Raw genomic sequence first — 15129 nt, 5'->3', positions numbered from 1 at the left:
GACGCCTCCACCGGAGCTCAGCTCACGTCCCCGCCGTGCCGGGGCTTCGGAGCGCCCGGTGGCACGAAGCAGGCGGTGACGGTCTTGCCCGACGCCTGCGCGTGTGTGGACCAGGCGTCGGCGAGTGCGTCGACGATGGCCAGGCCGCGCCCCCCGGTCGTGGTGAGGTCTTCGGGCTGCTTGGCGGGAGGCAGGGAGTCGGAGTCGTGGACGCTCACGTGCAGGCAGTGACCGTCCCAGGTGAGAACCAGCTGGGCGTCGCTGTGTGCGTGGACATGCGCGTTGGTGATCAGCTCGGAAACACTCAGCAGGATCGCGTCCACCGTCTCGGGGGCGTCCTTCGTCCACTCCAGGGACGCGAGGTGCTCCCGCGTCCACCGACGACCGGCCCGCACCCCTTGCGTCACCGGAAACGACTGCGCCCACCCCATCGCACGCAGCGATGTGTCCTTCGCCATCGGCCCTCCCTCGCTCGGCTTTCCCACCGTGTACCCGCCCTCTGCGCACATTCCCACGCCCCCGGCACCCGGCCGACCGCCGTTCGGACGCCGAAACGAGGTCTGCCGCCGGAATGTCCGGGCACACGCACCTCAACCCTTCGAGAGGAGCACCACATGCTCGGCATAGCCGCGGCTGTCCTGTTCGGTATCGCCTTCCTGATCAACGCAGCAGACATCACCACCAACGACGTCTTCTCCTCGGTGAACGTCATGCTGCTGGGCCTGGCACTTCTCGCCCTGCACGTCGCGGGCGTCGGAGCGGCCCGCCCGTCCCGCAGACGCTGACGGCGGCGCGTGGTCGCCCGGTGCGGGCGAGTGGTCGACGCACTCTCCCGCACCGGGCGACTACGCGCCGCGTGAGTGGAACGGTCCGCAGATGCTGCGCCACAGCGGCGTTCCCGATCGAGCCGCCTGGACGGTGAAGCGGTTCTCGTCGTAGGGAGCGTCGGGGTTCCGGGCCCCTCGTGGCCGTATGCCAGGAGCACCAGGCCGGAGTCCCGCATCATGCGGCCCGTGGTGCAGGCCGTCGACGACGGTGGCGCCCCGGGCGGTCCACCACCGCGCCGGCGATGCCGTTGTACGGACCACGTGAGGACGTGCCCGCAGCAGCCCTGACTGCGGCGGCACGTCCTCACGTTGACGTTCGGGGGAGGTCGAGGCAGACATCCGGGAGACGCGACGGACACCGGCACAAGAGCGTCCGCACCGACCGCAGGCCGCCCGTTCGATCACTCACTCCGCCACACGACACGCACCTCTCCGCCGTCCGTCCTCAGCCCCGGTACGTCTCCAGCAGCAGCCGCACAGGCCACACCACCATGCTCGTGCGCCCTCCGGCTGGAGGATCGGCACGCGCGTGCGCGGGTACGGGAAGAAACCGGTACCGAGATCAACCTTCAGCAGGCCGTCATCCATGTCCGAAATCAGTCCGCGGGCAGCGTCCGGGCCAGAGACCGCATGACGGGCTCGCGCCGGATGTCGATGTGGGAGAACGTCAGCGCCTCGGCGAGGCGCGGGCGGCCGGCGCCGATCGCGTCGCAGATCTGCCGGTGCTCGGCGCAGTGCTGCTCCGCGCCGCGCTCGGTGCCCGTGAGCCGGAACAGCCAGTGCATCAGGCCCAGGGAGGGCTGGAAGGAGGACTGGAGCAGCCGGTTCCCGGTCATGGTGATGAGTTCCGCGTGGAAGGCCGTGTTCGCGGCCGCGATCCCCGCCGCGTCCCCGCGCGCGGTCGCCGCCCCGGCTTCGTCCAGCACCTTGCGCAACATGTCGTGGCTACCGCCGCGCGCGACGATCTCGGCCGCCCGCCGCGCGGCGAACACCTCCAGACTCAGCCGCAGGTCGAAGAGTTCGTCGACGTCGCGGAGGGTGAGCTGGCGCACGCGCGCGCCGCGCCGCGGTTCCAGGACGACGAGCCCCTCGGTGGCGAGCCGCATCAGGGCCTCGCGCACCGGGACGCGCGAGACTCCGAGCGACTCCGCCAGTTCGCGCTCACGCAGCCGCGCGCCGGGCAGATACGTCCCGGAGTGGATGCCCGTCCTGATCAGATCCTCGGTGCGTGCCACGTGGGAGCCGGGAAGCTCGGCCGCCTCGACGCGCGTCACGCCCAGACCTCCCGCTCCGGAGCGCGGAACGCCGGGAAGGTGGCCGGAAAGAGCTCGGCCGTCTCACGGCGCTTCACATCGCGCTCGCTGTAGGCACCCCGCATCCGCTCGAAGAGGGTCTGGGCGTCGCGCCGCAGTGCCTCCAGGTCGATCCCGGGCAGACCGCCGTCCACCAGGACCGGGCGGCCCGCGACGACCGAGTCCGTCGCCTGCCGTGCCGTGCCGTTGAGCAGGAACGTCCGTACCGGGTCGTCCAGCACGCCGTCGCGGATGTCGTCGAGCGAGAAGGCGACCAGGTCGGCCTGGGCGCCGGGCGCGATCCGGCCCAGGTCGTCGCGGCCCAGGGCGCGGGCCCCGCCCAGGGTGGCAGCCTCCACATACTGTTCGGCGGGTGCGGCGTCCGAGCAGCCCTCGGCGATCTTGGCCAGGTGCACACCGACGTCCATGCCGCGGATCAGGTCCGGCGGGAAGGAGTCAGTGCCCAGGCACAGGTTCACCCCGGCCTCGCGGTACGCGCGGAACGAATGCAGCACCTCGCCGTAGCGCAGGGACGTCTGCGGGCAGTGGATCACCGAGACGCCGCTGCCGGCGAGCAGCGCCAGATCGCCGCGGTCCTCACCGTGGACCGAGGGGTGCCGGTCGATGGTGACGGTGTGCGGGATCAGCAGGTTCGGGTTCAACAGGTCGTGCTTTTCGAGAAGTTCGAGGGACGACAGGCCGTGGCGGCGCCGGATGATGTCGCGCTCGACCAGCCCCTGGAGTGCGTGCAGCCGGATCAGGACGCCGCGTTCCCGCCCGATCCGTGCCGTCTCGCCGAGCAGTTCCTCAGTGAGCGTCTCGATGCGGCAGGGCAGCAGGACGCCGGTCAGCAGCGGGTCGTCGAGCTCCGCGAGATGGTCGAGGAAGCGGACCGCGTCGCGCAGGCCCGCACGACCCTCCTCCTCGTCGAAGGCGACGTCGCGGGTGCCGTCGGGCAGGACGACGTTGACGCCCGAACGGTAGGCGGGACCGAGGTATCCGCGCAGTCCGATCCCGCGCGCGGTGCGCGCCATGTCGACCAGTTCCTCGTACGGCTCCGCCCAGCGGCTGTGCACCTCGGAGGCGATCGGCATGAACGTGGTGATGCCGTGCAGCGCGAGCTGGGCGAGGGCGTACGCGCGGATCGTCGCCCGCTCCCGCGGGGTGAACACGTCGTGGCGGCGATGGGTGAAGTAGTCGAGCGACCACTGCAGGCCCTTGCCCCGCTCGGGGCCGGCCCAGGAGTCGATCACGAGATGGTCGATGTCGGTGAGCGCGTCGAGGTCGATGAGCCCCGGCATGACCAGGGATTCGCCCAGGTCGCGCTCCTCGTCGGCAGCGCCCTCGTAGTGCGGCCCGACGTAGACGACGGTGTCGTCCTCCCACACCACCTCGCCGTCCCGCAGCAGCGCGTGGCCGCCGCCCTGGTGGGCGAGGATGTGCCGGGCGCGCCAGCGGGTGCGCATTTTGCCTCCTGGGGTCCGTGTACGCGGTCGCGTGCGGTTCACCGTCCGTCGGTTCCTGATCGTACGTGTTGGTATACCTAAGTGGAAGAGCAGGCGGGCCACCGCATTGATCGGAAATCCGACTCTCGCGAATTGCCCCATTTTCACAGCTGGTCAACCGCTTCTGCATATCAGGAACTGGTCAGCTCTTTCGCGCCAGTCGTTTCTTGGTATACCGTCCGGCCAACCTTCCCCCGAGCGCCGAACGGATCTCCCGACGTGACGGATTCCCCTGTGCTGCCCGCGCGGCAGCCCTTCGACGCCGATGCCGCAGGCCTGCCCGACTCCCAGCCGGCCGCGACGACTTCGGCCCCGCCCGCCATCGCCGCCCGCTCCCTGCTCGGCACGGCATGGCTGCGCATCCGGCGCAGCAAGATCGCACTCGCCGCACTCGCCGTGGTGGTCCTCATGATCCTTTTCGCGGCGCTCGCCCCGCTGCTCACCGCGATCGAAGGCCAGGACCCCTACACCACCCGCACCAGCCCGGACGTCCTCGACGACTACGGCACGCCAGGGCTCCCGCTGTCCTACTACCGCTTCCCGTCCGCCGACCACTGGCTCGGCGTCGAACCGGGCCTCGGCCGTGACCTCTTCGCCCGCATGGCGCACGGTGCTCAGGTCTCCCTGATCATCGCACTGCTCGCGACCGTCGTCTCCGTCGTCCTGGGCACCGTGCTCGGCGCGGCCGCCGGCTACTTCGGCGGCAAGGTGGACATGGTGATCAGCCGGATCATGGACCTGTTCCTGGCCTTCCCGCACCTGCTGCTCGTGCTCTCGCTCACGCCGATCCTGCAGTCCCGGCTCGGCGGCACGGCGCTCGGGGACGGCAGCCTGCTGCCGATCGCCTCGCTCGTGATCATCCTCGGTTTCTTCGGCTGGGCCTATCTCGCACGCGTCGTCCGCGGCCAGGTGCTGTCCATCCGCGAGCAGGAGTTCGTCGAGGCGGCTCGCGCCTTCGGGGCCTCGCACCGCTCGATCATCCTGCGCCAGATCGTCCCCAACGTCATGGGGGTCGTCCTCGTCTACGCCACGATGATGATCCCCACGAACATCACCGCCGAGGCCGCGCTCTCCTTCCTCGGCGTCGGCGTGAAGGACCCCACCCCGTCGTGGGGCCAGATGCTCAACGCCGCCCAGGTCGGCAACTGGTATTTGACCGACCCCTGGTTCCTCGCCGTCCCCGCCGGCGCCCTGGTGATCACGGTCCTCGCCTTCAACCTGCTCGGCGACGCGGTCCGCGACGCCCTCGACCCCAAGTCCTCCCGTGGCTGACCCCGGGCGGCACCACCAGGAAAACCAGGAGCAGCAGTGAATCGACGCACCACGGCGGCGCTCGCCCTGGCGGTGGCCACCGGACTGGCCCTCACCGCGTGCGGTGGCCCCAAGCCCGCGCCCGGCTCGGGCTCCCGCGCCCCCGCCGACGCCTTCGAGGCCGTCAAGGTCGGCGAGGGCGACACGACCCGGGGCGGCAACGTCAACGTCCTGATGTCCACCGACTTCCAGACCCTCGACCCGGGCAACAGCAACTACGTCCAGACGGCCAACGTCGGCCAGCTCTACTACCGCACCCTCACCATGGCGAAGGAGGAGGCGGGCAAGCCCCCGAAGATCGTCCCCGACCTCGCCACCGATCTCGGCAAGGTGTCCAAGGACGGACTGACCTGGACGTACACCCTGAAGAAGGGGCTCAAGTTCGAGGACGGCTCACCGGTCACCGCCAAGGACGTCAAGTACGGCGTCGAGCGGACCTACGCCCGCGACGTCTACACACAGGCGCCGCAGGAACTGAACGCGGCCCTGTCCGACGACGGCTACAAGGGCCCCTACGCCCAGGGCTCCGCCAGCGAATTCAAGGGCATCGAGACGCCCGACAGCCGCACGGTCGTCTTCAGGCTGAAGCAGCCCTTCGCGGAGTTCCCCGCGCTCGTCTCGCGTTCCAACACCGCCCCCGTGCCCCGGGCGAAGGACACCAAGCTCGACTACACCAACCACCCGGTGTCCACCGGCCCGTACAAGATCAAGCACTACGACCGCGGCCGCTCCATGCAGCTCGTGCGCAACCCCGCATGGGACCCGGCGACCGACCCGAACCGCACCGCGCTGCCGGACACCTTCACCTTCAGCCTCTCCACAGCCCAGTCGACCATCAGCCAGCAGCTGCTCGCCGACTCCGACGCGACGGCCCTCACGCTCGACAGCGCGGGCGGCCTCCAGGCGTCCGACGCGGCGAAGCTCGACACGGCGAACGTCGCGCGGCGCACCGCCTCCGCACTGATCGGCTGCACCGACGTCCTGGACTTCAACACCGAGACCATCAAGGACCCCGTCGTGCGCGAGGCGATCGCCGTCGCCATCGACCGCAAGGCCATCCACCTCCAGTACGGCGGCGCCCGCTTCGGCAAGCTCACCCAGTCGTACATCAACCCCGACCAGCGCGGATACGTCACCCAGCACACGGCCCTCGCCCCGTCGGGGCAGCCCCGGGTGGCGGCGGCCAAGAAGCTCCTCAAGGGCCGCGACTACCCGAAGAAGCTCGTCTACGGGTATGCCGACGCGACCCCCCGCTACAAGAACATGGGCACCTCGCTCCAGCAGAACCTGAAGCAGATCGGCATCGACCTCGAACTGCGCGCCATCCCCGCCGCGAACTACTACACGACGCTCGCCGGCGAGAACATGCCGGACATCGCCCGCAGCGGCTGGTGCGGCGGCGCCGACAGCGGCTCGGTGCGCACGACCGTCGACCCGAACCTGGGCCCGAGCGTCGACGGCGAGTCCTTCGGCTTCTCCAACATCCCCCGCTACCACGACCCGGAGATCGCCCGCGCCATGTACGCACTGCGTGGCGAGAACGGAACGAGCGAGGACCTCGGCCGCAAGTGGGCGACGCTCTTCGACCGGAGCATGCAGGACTACCCGCTCGTCCCGCTGATCAGGAGTGTCACCCGCAGCGTCGTCGGATCCCGCATCCGCAACGCGCAAGTCGGCTACTTCTTCGGCTCCATCGACCTGTCGACCGTCTCGGTCGTGTCCAAGAAGGGGTGACCATGCCTGCCTTTCTGCTTCGGCGTCTCGGCGCCACCGTCCTCCTGCTGGCCGTCATCAGCTTCGTCACCTTCAGCCTGTTCCAGTTCGGGCCCGCCGACCCGGCCGCCGCGGCATGCGGCCAGGAGTGCACGCCCGAACGCGTCGCGGAGGCGCGCGTCGCCCTCGGCATGGACAAGCCGTTCCTCTCCCAGTACCTGACCTACATGTCCGGCCTGTTCCACGGGCGGACGATCGGCGCGGCCGGTGCGCAGTCGCTGTGCGAGTGGCCCTGCTTCGGCAAGTCCTTCCAGACGAACGAGGATGTCACCGCCGTACTGGAACGCGCCCTGCCGTACACGGTCTCCGTCGCCGTCGGAGCGATCGTCCTGTGGACGGTCGCCGGCGTCACCCTCGGGACGCTGGCCGCGCTGCGCAAGAACAAGGTCACCGACAAGGTGATCGTCGGCGCCGCATCCGTCGGCGTGTCCCTGCCGATCCCGGTCACCGGTCTGCTCCTGCTCCTCGTCTTCGTCTCGACCTTCGACCTGCTGCCGTTCACGACGAACGCCATCACCTCACCTTTCGGACCCGCCGGGTTCGGCGGCTGGTTCCAGAACTATCTGCTGCCCTGGGTCGCGCTCGCCGTCCTTTTCAGCGCCCAGTACATCCGCGTCACCCGCAGCTCCATGCTGGAGACGCTCGGCGAGGACTTCATGCGCACCGCCCGCTCCAAGGGCCTGTCGAAAACCGCCATGGTCGTCCGGCACGGCGCCCGCGCCGGGCTCACCCCCGTCGTCACCATGCTGGGCCTCGACATCGGCCTGCTGCTCGGCGGCGCGGTCCTCACCGAGCAGATCTTCTCCGTCCCCGGAGTCGGCTTCACCGCCGTAAGGGCCGCGCAGGCCGGCGATCTGCCCGTGACCATGGCGATCACCCTGCTCGCCGCCTTCTTCATCATCGTCGCCAATGTCGTCGTCGACGCCGTCTACGCCGTCATCGACCCACGAGTGAGGGCCGCCTGATGTCCACCTCCACCGAGCAACCCTTGCTCCGTATAAGCGACTTGCACGTCACCTTCCCCACCGATGACGGACTCGTGCACGCCGTCAACGGCATGGACCTCACCCTGAACCGGGGCGAGACCATCGGCCTCGTCGGCGAGTCCGGCTCCGGCAAGACCGTCACCAGCCAGGCGCTGATGGGCCTCCTCAAGGAGAGCCGGGCACAGGTCACCGGCGAGATACTGCTCGACGGCACCGACCTCAACTCCTTGTCCGAGGATCGGATGCGGACCTGGCGCGGCAAGAAGATCGCCATGATCTTCCAGGACCCGCTCTCCGCGATGCACCCTTTCCACACCGTGGGCGCGCAGATCGCCGAGGCGTACCGCGTCCACAACAAGGTGTCGCGCAAGGCCGCGCTCGCCGTCGCCATCGACATGCTCGGCCGGGTCGGCATCCCCGACCCGAAGCGGCGGGCCGGCGCCTTCCCGCACGAGTTCTCCGGCGGCATGCGCCAGCGCGCGATGATCGCCATGGCGCTCGTCTGCGAACCCGAACTGCTCATCGCCGACGAGCCGACGACCGCTCTCGATGTCACCGTGCAGGCGCAGATCCTCGATCTGCTCGGCGAACTCCAGCAGGAGACCGGCACCGCCGTCGTCCTCGTCACCCACGACCTCGGCGTCGTCGCCGAGGTCTGCCACCACGTCGCCGTCATGTACGGCGGACAGTGCGTGGAGCGGGGCAGCGTGCGCGCGCTGTTCCGGGACCCGCGCCACCCCTACACCCAGGGCCTGCTCGCCTCCATGCCGACGCTCGGCGACAACGGCGAACGGCTGCGGCCCATCCCCGGCTTCCCGCCGTCGCTCACCGCGCTGCCCACCGGGTGCCTCTTCGCCGACCGCTGCCCGCAGACCCAGCTCGTGCCCGACGGGCTGTGCCACAGCGAGCGGCCGGCCTTCATCACGGCCGAGGCGGCCGACCATCCGTCCCGGTGCCACCAGGAACATCTCGCCGCCGCCGGGAGAACCACCGGGGACACCGTCGGCGACACCACCGAGGAGGCCGCGCGATGACCACCACCGAGCAGACCCCGCTGCTTGAGGCCGACGGCCTGACCAAGCACTTCCCGGGCAGGGGCGGCCTGATGGGCCGCGGCGGCGCCCCGGTCAAGGCCGTCGACGGTGTCAGCTTCTCCGTCGGCGCGGGACAGACCCTCGGCATCGTCGGCGAGTCGGGGTGCGGGAAGTCCACCACCGGGCGGCTGCTGATGCGCCTCCTCGAACCCACCTCGGGCACCGTCCGCCTCGACGGCCGCGACATCGGCGCGATGAAGCGGGCCGAGGCGCAGGAGTACCGGCGCCAGGTCCAGATGGTGTTCCAGAACCCCACCTCGTCCCTCAACCCCCGGCAGACGGTCGGCGCCGCCATCGCCGCCCCGCTGCATGCCCAGGGCATCGACCCGGCCGGCGGGATCAAGACGCGCGTACGGGAACTGATGGACCGGGTGGGCCTGCGCCCCGACCACTACAACCGGTTCCCGCACGAGTTCTCCGGCGGGCAGAAGCAGCGCGTCGGCATCGCCCGCGCCCTCGCGCTCGAACCGCGCCTGATCATCTGCGACGAGCCGGTCTCCGCCCTCGACGTCTCGGTCCAGGCGCAGGTCGTCAACCTCCTCCAGGACATCCAGGCCGACACGGGCGTCTCGTACCTCTTCATCGCCCACGACCTGTCCGTCGTACGGCACTTCGCCGACCGCGTCGCCGTCATGTACCTCGGCAGGATCATGGAGAGCGGAGTGACCCGGGACGTCTTCGACCATCCCCGCCACCCCTACACCCGGGCCCTGCTCTCCGCCGTGCCCCAGCCCGACCCGGACGCCGACCGGGGCCGCAGGATCCGGCTCAGCGGAGACCTGCCCACCCCGGCGAACCCGCCTTCCGGCTGCGTGTTCCGTACGCGCTGCCCGCTGCGCCCCACTCTCGGCGAGGCCGAACAGGCACGCTGTGCGGGAGAGGTGCCGTCAGTGGCGAGCGACGAAGGACCCGCCTGCCACTTCGCCGACCAGGCCGTTGCCGCCCACCACTGACCCGCCACCCGCCGACCGACCGACAACGTAAGGAAGTTGCACCACATGCTCATCCGTGACGTCCGCCCCTGGGGCGGCGAGCGCAGTGACATCCAGCTCGACGGCACCCGCATCGCCGCGATCCGCCCGCACGACCCGGCGGCCACGCCCGCCGCAGAGGTCGTCGAGGGCCGCGGCCGCCTGCTCCTGCCGGCCTTCAGCGACGTCCATGTCCACCTGGACTCCACCCGCGTCGGCCTGCCGTTCCGCCCGCACACCGGCGGCCCCGGCGTGTGGACGATGATGATGAACGACCGCGAGAACTGGCGCGACGCCGAGGTCGCCCTGCCCGAGCGGGTGGCCGGCACCCTGGAGCGCATGATCGCCCACGGTACGACGCGGGTGCGCACGTACGCGCAGGTCGACGTGGACTGCAAGCTGGAGAAGTTCGAGGCGGTCGTCGCCGCCAAGGAGAAGTTCGGGCACCTCGCCGACGTCCAGATCATGACGTTCCCGCAGGCCGGCATCCTGCGCGAGCCCGGCACCGCCGACTACCTGGAGGCCTCGCTCAAGGCGGGCGCCGACGTGATGGGCGGCATCGACCCCTGCACTCTGGACCGTGACCCCAAGGGCCACCTCGACGTGGTCTTCGGCCTTGCCGAGAAATACGGCGTCGAGGTCGACATCCATCTGCACGAGCCCGGTGAGCTGGGCGTCTTCTCGACGGATCTGATCCTGGAGCGGGTGCGCGCCCTCGGTATGCAGGGCAAGGTCACCATGTCGCACGCCTACGAGCTCGGCTCGGTGAACGAATCCACCAGCCGTCGCCTCATCGAGGAGTTCGCGGAGCTCGACATCGCCATGGCGACCGTCGCCCCCGCGGGCCGCAGCCAACTCTCGCTCGTCCAACTCACCGAGGCCGGCGTCCGTGTCGGCCTCGGCGAGGACGGCCAGCGCGACTACTGGAGCCCTTACGGCAACTGCGACCTGCTCGACCGCACCTGGCAGCTGGCCTTCACCAACAACTTCCGCCGCGACGACCACATCGAGATGTGCCTCGCGGTGGCCAGCATGGGCGGCGCCTCCATCATGAGCCACGACGTCCCGCGCCTCGCCGGGGTGACGGACCGGCCGGGCCTCGCGGTCGGCGACCGCGCCGACCTGCTCCTCGTCGACGGCGAGACGCCGAGCAGCGCCGTCATGGACCGCGGCACCGACCGAACGGTCCTGCACGACGGCCGGATCGTGGCCGACGGCCTCGAAGTGGTCACCTCCGCCACGTAGGCGTCACCACCCTCATGCACGGGTCACCTCCGTCATGTGGGTGACGCACGGTGCGGGAGCGGGAACCCTGAGAATCCCCCGGGTTCCCGCTCCTGCCTTGGCCATCGGCATCGTCCCGGGTCCGGGGCCATGGCCCACGATCCGAATGAGCGGTGTGGACCGTTCTGTACCGCGGGCATATCTCCCGGCGCCTCCCCGAGACGACACCTGGGCCCCACCCTGCTCACGGCACGAAAACGGTCCACCGACTCGGTCGGCGGACCGTCACGGAGCTTCGAGGCCGACGGCGGTTCCTATCCCCTGAAAGCCTCCAGCAGCCGGAGCCAGATCTCGCTGATCGTCGGATACGCCGGAACCGCGTGCCAGAGACGATCGATCGGGACCTCCCCCGCGACCGCGATCGTCGCCGAGTGCAGCAGTTCGCCGATGCCCGGGCCCACGAACGTGACGCCCAGCAGGATCTCCCGGTCGAGGTCGACGATCATGCGGGCGCGGCCCCGGTAGCCGTCCGCGTACAGGCCGGATCCGGCCACCGCCGCGAGGTCGTGATCGACGGCCCGGACCCGGTGGCCCGCCTGCTCGGCCTCGGCGAGGGTGAGGCCGACCGAGGCGGCCTCCGGGTCGGTGAAGACGACCTGGGGGACGGCCGCGTGATCGGCGGTGGCCGCGTGCGCACCCCAGCGGTCCGTCTCCAGGAGCGGGACGCCCTGGGCGCGGGCCGCGATGGCCGCGCCCGCGATGCGGGCCTGGTACTTGCCCTGGTGGGTGAGGAGCGCCCGGTGGTTCACGTCGCCGACGGCGTAGAGCCACGACGTCCCCTCGACCCGGCAGCTGTCGTCGACGGTGAACCAGGACCCCGGCTTCAGGCCGACCGTCTCCAGGCCCAGGTCGTCGGTGCGCGGGGCGCGGCCGGTGGCGAAGAGGATCTCGTCCGCCTCGATCTGTTCGCCGTTGTCGAGTGCGACGGTGACCGGTCCGTCCGGTGCCGGGCGCTGTACGGAGGTGACGGAGACGCCCGTACGGATGTCGGCTTCCGCGTCGGTCAGCGCTTCGGCGACGAGCTCACCGGCGAACGGCTCCATGCGGGGCAGCAGCCCCTTGCCGCGGACCAGCATGGTGATGTCTGCTCCCAGGGCGCCCCAGACGGTGGCCATCTCCACACCGACCACTCCCCCGCCCACGACGACGAGACGGCGGGGCACCTCCTTGGCGCTCGTCGCCTCTCGGCTGGTCCAGGGGCGGACCCCTTCGATGCCCGGCAGATCGGGGACGACGGCCCGGCTGCCCGTGCACACGGCCACCGCGTGCCGGGCCGTGAGCCGGCGCTCCGTACCGTCGGGCTCCGTGACCGTGACCGCCTTCGGGCCCGTCAGCCGACCGTGGCCCCGGTAGATGTCGACTCCGATCCCCTCCAGCCAGGCGGCCTGGCCGTCGTCCTTCCAGTGCGAGGCGTACGTGTCCCGGTGCGCGAGCACGGCGGCGGTGTCGAGCGGGCCCTGGACGGCGGCGGCGAGGCCCGGGACCCGGCGGGCGTCGGCGCGGGCGACGACGGGGCGCAGCAGGGCCTTGCTCGGCATGCAGGCCCAGTACGAACACTCGCCTCCGATGAGCTCGGACTCCACGATGGCGGCACTCAGCCCGGCGGCGCGGGCGCGGTCGGCCACGTTCTCCCCCACCGGACCGGCACCGATGACCACGACGTCGTACGCGACAGGCTCCACAGCATGTGTCATGGGCCCATTCTGGTCATGGGTGTGCGCGGCGGCCACATGGGCAGGCGGAATAGCGCAAGCGCGGTCACCGTTGTCCGGGGACACGTCGATACGGGGACAGGAAGAGGTAGCAGAGCATGAGCACCGTAGAGCTCACCAAGGAAAACTTCGACGAGGTCGTCAGTGACAACGAGTTCGTCCTGATCGACTTCTGGGCTTCCTGGTGCGGCCCGTGTCGGCAGTTCGCGCCGGTCTACGACTCGGCGTCGGAGCGGCACGCGGATCTGGTCTTCGCCAAGGTAGACACGGAGGCCCAGCAGGAGCTGGCGGCGGCCTTCGAGATCCGGTCCATCCCGACGCTGATGATCGTCCGGGACAACGTGGCCGTCTTCTCGCAGCCGGGTGCGTTGCCCGAGGCCGCCCTGGAGGACGTGATCGGTCAGGCCAGGAAGCTGGACATGGACGAGGTCCGCAAGTCCATGGAGGACCAGCAGAAGGAACAGAAGTAGACGGGACCCGCGCCCGACCCGCAGCAGGGCCCGGCCGGTGACGGCCGGGCCCTGACTGCTGCGGTGCGGGGCGGTCCAAGCCTGCTGGGCCTGGCTGCCGCCGTGCCGGAAGTCGGGCGGCTTCAGCCGTCCGCGTGCCGCTCCGAGACGCGGACCGAGAGTCCGTAGTCGAGCTCCGAGCCGTCGATCAGCAGTGCCTCGACGGTGTGGGTCGCGGGGTCGATGTCCGCCACCATGCCCTCACCGGCATAGCGGGGGTATCCCGACTCGCCGGTCTCGCCCGTGGCGACCACGACTGCCGAGCGGATGGCCGCGCCCGGCCGGACGCTCCCGACGGCACGGCTGCCGGAGCTCTCGGCGCCCGTGCTCTCGGGCTCCGCGTCCTCGGGCTCCGCGTCCTCGGCAGCCGGGTCCTCGGCAGCCGGGTCCTTCGTCTGCGAAGCCTCTGCGCCGGCATCCCTCGAACCGGCACCGCCCGACCCGGAATCAGCGGCCCCGGAATCACTGGAGCCGGCCCCGGACCCGGACTCGCCGGACACCGGTTCCCCGGCGTCCGCATCCTTCGTACCTGTTCCCTCGGCCGCCGTGCCCTTGCCGTCGGCGAACGCGGGGACCAGCAGGATCTCGTAACTCTGCGGATGGCTCATGGTCATGACGCTAAGCAAGGGGCGTCCGCTGCGCATGTCGCCGCGCTGGCGGCCGGTTCAGCTGGACTCGCGGTGGACGGTCCTCGCCCGCAGCAGGTCGTGCCGTTCCGGTTCGGTCCCGGGATGCCGAACCAGCCGGTCGACGAGGTCGGCCAGCGGCTGCACCGTGGCCATTTCCATCCGTACGCTGCTGAGCCTCGGGCGCAACAGCCTTCCCAGCATGGAATCGTCCGCGCCAACCACGGCGGTCTCCGCGGGCACGTCGATGCCGGCGTCCTGGAGGGCCCGCATCAGCAGCATCGCGTAGTTGTCGTCGTACGCGAAGACGGCGTCCAGACCGAGCGTGCGCCAGCGGGCGGCGAGGCCGGCGGCCGATTCCTCCGTGTACCGCAGCGGAAGCTCCTCGATCCGGGCCGCGACGGCCGCGGCGGCCTGCCGGGCACCGGCCAGCCGGGGGCCGGCGAACAGGTCGAGGCCGGGTTCTCCGGGCATCACCACGCCGATCCGGCGCCGCCCGCGCTCCAGCAGGTGCCGGACGGCACTCTCGCCCACCCCCCGCTGATCCGTGATCAGCGCGTGGGCTCCCGGCACCGGTTGTGGCCCCAGGGTGATGACCGCCTTCGCACCGGAGCGCCTGAGTACGGCGATGCTCTGCGGGGCGAGGGGGACCGAACCCGGAGCGATGACGGCGACCGGCCGCAGTTCGGCCCAGGCGCGGGCGGCGGCGTCCGGGTCCAGGCCGATCGAGCCGTACTGGACGACGGTGTAGTCGAGGTGCCGCAGGCCGGATTCCAGCCCGTGCAGGAAGCGGTGGTGCAGCGGCGCGGCGGGGAGGTTCGCGGTCGGCAGGAGCACCATCCGCGAGTGTCCGGCGCGCAGACTGCGGGCGGCCGCATGCGGTACGTAGCCGAGTTCGGCGGCGGCCTCCCGCACTCGGCGACGGGTCGGATCGCTGATCCGTACGGCGGTGTTGTTGTTGAGTACGTACGACACGGTGGCCCGGGAGACGCCGGCGAGCCGCGCCACGTCGGCGCTGGTCGGAACGGGGCCTTCGGCGGGCTGCTCGGTTAACTGACTCATGGCGTCGGGCAGTCTTCCAGACCCGTTCGGCACGGGGGCGCGCCGGGGCCCGGACCCGATGTGAACCTCAGGTCGAGGTCCCGGCCCGCCGGGTACGGGCGTGTCCCCGTCGCGGTCCGCGGCCCGTTCGGCGGACCCGCTCCGCACGAGGGGCCGTGCAGGTCCTACGGTGTTGCG

Annotated in this window: 13 protein-coding genes and 1 pseudogene; 8 read left to right on the top strand and 6 right to left on the bottom strand. The window is 70.8% G+C overall.

Translation table 11 applies throughout. The features are described from left to right. Positions 1 to 17: 17 nt before the first annotated feature. On the bottom strand, positions 18 to 458 hold the full coding sequence (locus tag ACGFZA_RS20465) for an ATP-binding protein (RefSeq protein ID WP_393680807.1): 441 nt from the start codon (positions 456 to 458) through the stop codon (positions 18 to 20). A 156-nt stretch (positions 459 to 614) separates the two neighbouring features. Between ACGFZA_RS20465 and ACGFZA_RS20460 the strand changes: the two genes are divergently transcribed. Continuing rightward, positions 615 to 785 (top strand): hypothetical protein, encoded by a 171-nt coding sequence (locus ACGFZA_RS20460; RefSeq protein WP_385274038.1) that lies wholly within the window; start codon positions 615 to 617, stop codon positions 783 to 785. Between the two features lie 638 nt (positions 786 to 1423). On the opposite strand, the gene ACGFZA_RS20455 is transcribed toward ACGFZA_RS20460, so the two are convergent. Together ACGFZA_RS20455 and ACGFZA_RS20450 are read right to left on the bottom strand one after the other, a co-directional pair. Then, the gene (locus tag ACGFZA_RS20455) at positions 1424 to 2101 is read right to left on the bottom strand and encodes a GntR family transcriptional regulator (protein WP_393680804.1); all 678 of its coding nucleotides are present in this window, start codon (positions 2099 to 2101) and stop codon (positions 1424 to 1426) included. Next, positions 2098 to 3585: a chlorohydrolase family protein gene (locus ACGFZA_RS20450; RefSeq protein ID WP_393680801.1), complete on the bottom strand. Its 1488-nt coding sequence runs from the start codon at positions 3583 to 3585 to the stop codon at positions 2098 to 2100. Before ACGFZA_RS20450 ends, ACGFZA_RS20455 begins: the two co-directional genes overlap by 4 nt. Positions 3586 to 3858: 273 nt before the next feature. Between ACGFZA_RS20450 and ACGFZA_RS20445 the strand changes: the two genes are divergently transcribed. From ACGFZA_RS20445 to ACGFZA_RS20420, 6 genes are read left to right on the top strand one after another with little or no spacing between them, the layout of a single operon-like run. Beyond that, on the top strand, positions 3859 to 4896 hold the full coding sequence (locus ACGFZA_RS20445; RefSeq protein ID WP_393681340.1) for an ABC transporter permease: 1038 nt from the start codon (positions 3859 to 3861) through the stop codon (positions 4894 to 4896). A gap of 36 nt (positions 4897 to 4932) precedes the next feature. After that, complete coding sequence (locus ACGFZA_RS20440) at positions 4933 to 6669, top strand: ABC transporter substrate-binding protein (RefSeq protein WP_393680799.1); 1737 nt, start codon at positions 4933 to 4935, stop codon at positions 6667 to 6669. 2 nt (positions 6670 to 6671) lie between these two features. Continuing rightward, positions 6672 to 7673: an ABC transporter permease gene (locus ACGFZA_RS20435; protein ID WP_393680797.1), complete on the top strand. Its 1002-nt coding sequence runs from the start codon at positions 6672 to 6674 to the stop codon at positions 7671 to 7673. Next, positions 7673 to 8728, top strand: coding sequence for an ABC transporter ATP-binding protein (locus ACGFZA_RS20430; RefSeq protein WP_393680795.1), 1056 nt, complete (start codon positions 7673 to 7675; stop codon positions 8726 to 8728). The genes ACGFZA_RS20435 and ACGFZA_RS20430 overlap by 1 nt, the downstream gene beginning before the upstream one ends. Continuing rightward, positions 8725 to 9741 carry an ABC transporter ATP-binding protein gene (locus ACGFZA_RS20425; protein ID WP_393680792.1) on the top strand — a complete coding sequence of 339 codons (1017 nt, stop codon included), beginning with the start codon at positions 8725 to 8727 and terminating at the stop codon, positions 9739 to 9741. Before ACGFZA_RS20430 ends, ACGFZA_RS20425 begins: the two co-directional genes overlap by 4 nt. Before the next feature lie 45 nt (positions 9742 to 9786). Further along, positions 9787 to 11004: an amidohydrolase gene (locus ACGFZA_RS20420; RefSeq protein ID WP_393680790.1), complete on the top strand. Its 1218-nt coding sequence runs from the start codon at positions 9787 to 9789 to the stop codon at positions 11002 to 11004. Between the two features lie 293 nt (positions 11005 to 11297). Here the strand turns inward: ACGFZA_RS20420 and ACGFZA_RS20415 are convergent, their stop codons facing one another. Continuing rightward, a complete protein-coding gene (locus ACGFZA_RS20415; protein ID WP_393680788.1) occupies positions 11298 to 12737 on the bottom strand; it encodes a dihydrolipoyl dehydrogenase family protein in 1440 nt (479 codons plus the stop codon). A 116-nt stretch (positions 12738 to 12853) separates the two neighbouring features. Between ACGFZA_RS20415 and trxA the strand changes: the two genes are divergently transcribed. After that, positions 12854 to 13225, top strand: a complete 372-nt coding sequence (gene trxA / locus ACGFZA_RS20410) for a thioredoxin (protein ID WP_393680786.1) — start codon at positions 12854 to 12856, stop codon at positions 13223 to 13225. A 122-nt stretch (positions 13226 to 13347) separates the two neighbouring features. Here the strand turns inward: trxA and ACGFZA_RS20405 are convergent. Beyond that, positions 13348 to 13545, bottom strand: a pseudogene (locus ACGFZA_RS20405) (hypothetical protein); the annotation flags it as partial. A gap of 384 nt (positions 13546 to 13929) precedes the next feature. Next, positions 13930 to 14952, bottom strand: coding sequence for a LacI family DNA-binding transcriptional regulator (locus ACGFZA_RS20400; protein ID WP_385285584.1), 1023 nt, complete (start codon positions 14950 to 14952; stop codon positions 13930 to 13932). Between the last annotated feature and the right edge of the window lie 177 nt (positions 14953 to 15129).

Source organism: Streptomyces sp. NPDC048211, from assembly GCF_043202315.1.
Lineage (GTDB): Bacteria > Actinomycetota > Actinomycetes > Streptomycetales > Streptomycetaceae > Streptomyces.
Note: the sequence above shows the minus strand (reverse complement) of the source record. Positions and strands in the feature narration are given on the sequence as shown.

Coding starts and splice junctions, on each gene's coding strand:
- ACGFZA_RS20465 (WP_393680807.1), bottom strand. CDS start 458: ATGGCGAAGGACACATCGCTGCGTGCGATGGGGTGGGCGCAGTCGTTT.
- ACGFZA_RS20460 (WP_385274038.1), top strand. CDS start 615: ATGCTCGGCATAGCCGCGGCTGTCCTGTTCGGTATCGCCTTCCTGATC.
- ACGFZA_RS20450 (WP_393680801.1), bottom strand. CDS start 3,585: ATGCGCACCCGCTGGCGCGCCCGGCACATCCTCGCCCACCAGGGCGGC.
- ACGFZA_RS20435 (WP_393680797.1), top strand. CDS start 6,672: ATGCCTGCCTTTCTGCTTCGGCGTCTCGGCGCCACCGTCCTCCTGCTG.
- ACGFZA_RS20430 (WP_393680795.1), top strand. CDS start 7,673: ATGTCCACCTCCACCGAGCAACCCTTGCTCCGTATAAGCGACTTGCAC.
- ACGFZA_RS20425 (WP_393680792.1), top strand. CDS start 8,725: ATGACCACCACCGAGCAGACCCCGCTGCTTGAGGCCGACGGCCTGACC.
- ACGFZA_RS20420 (WP_393680790.1), top strand. CDS start 9,787: ATGCTCATCCGTGACGTCCGCCCCTGGGGCGGCGAGCGCAGTGACATC.
- ACGFZA_RS20415 (WP_393680788.1), bottom strand. CDS start 12,737: ATGACACATGCTGTGGAGCCTGTCGCGTACGACGTCGTGGTCATCGGT.
- trxA (WP_393680786.1), top strand. CDS start 12,854: ATGAGCACCGTAGAGCTCACCAAGGAAAACTTCGACGAGGTCGTCAGT.
- ACGFZA_RS20400 (WP_385285584.1), bottom strand. CDS start 14,952: ATGAGTCAGTTAACCGAGCAGCCCGCCGAAGGCCCCGTTCCGACCAGC.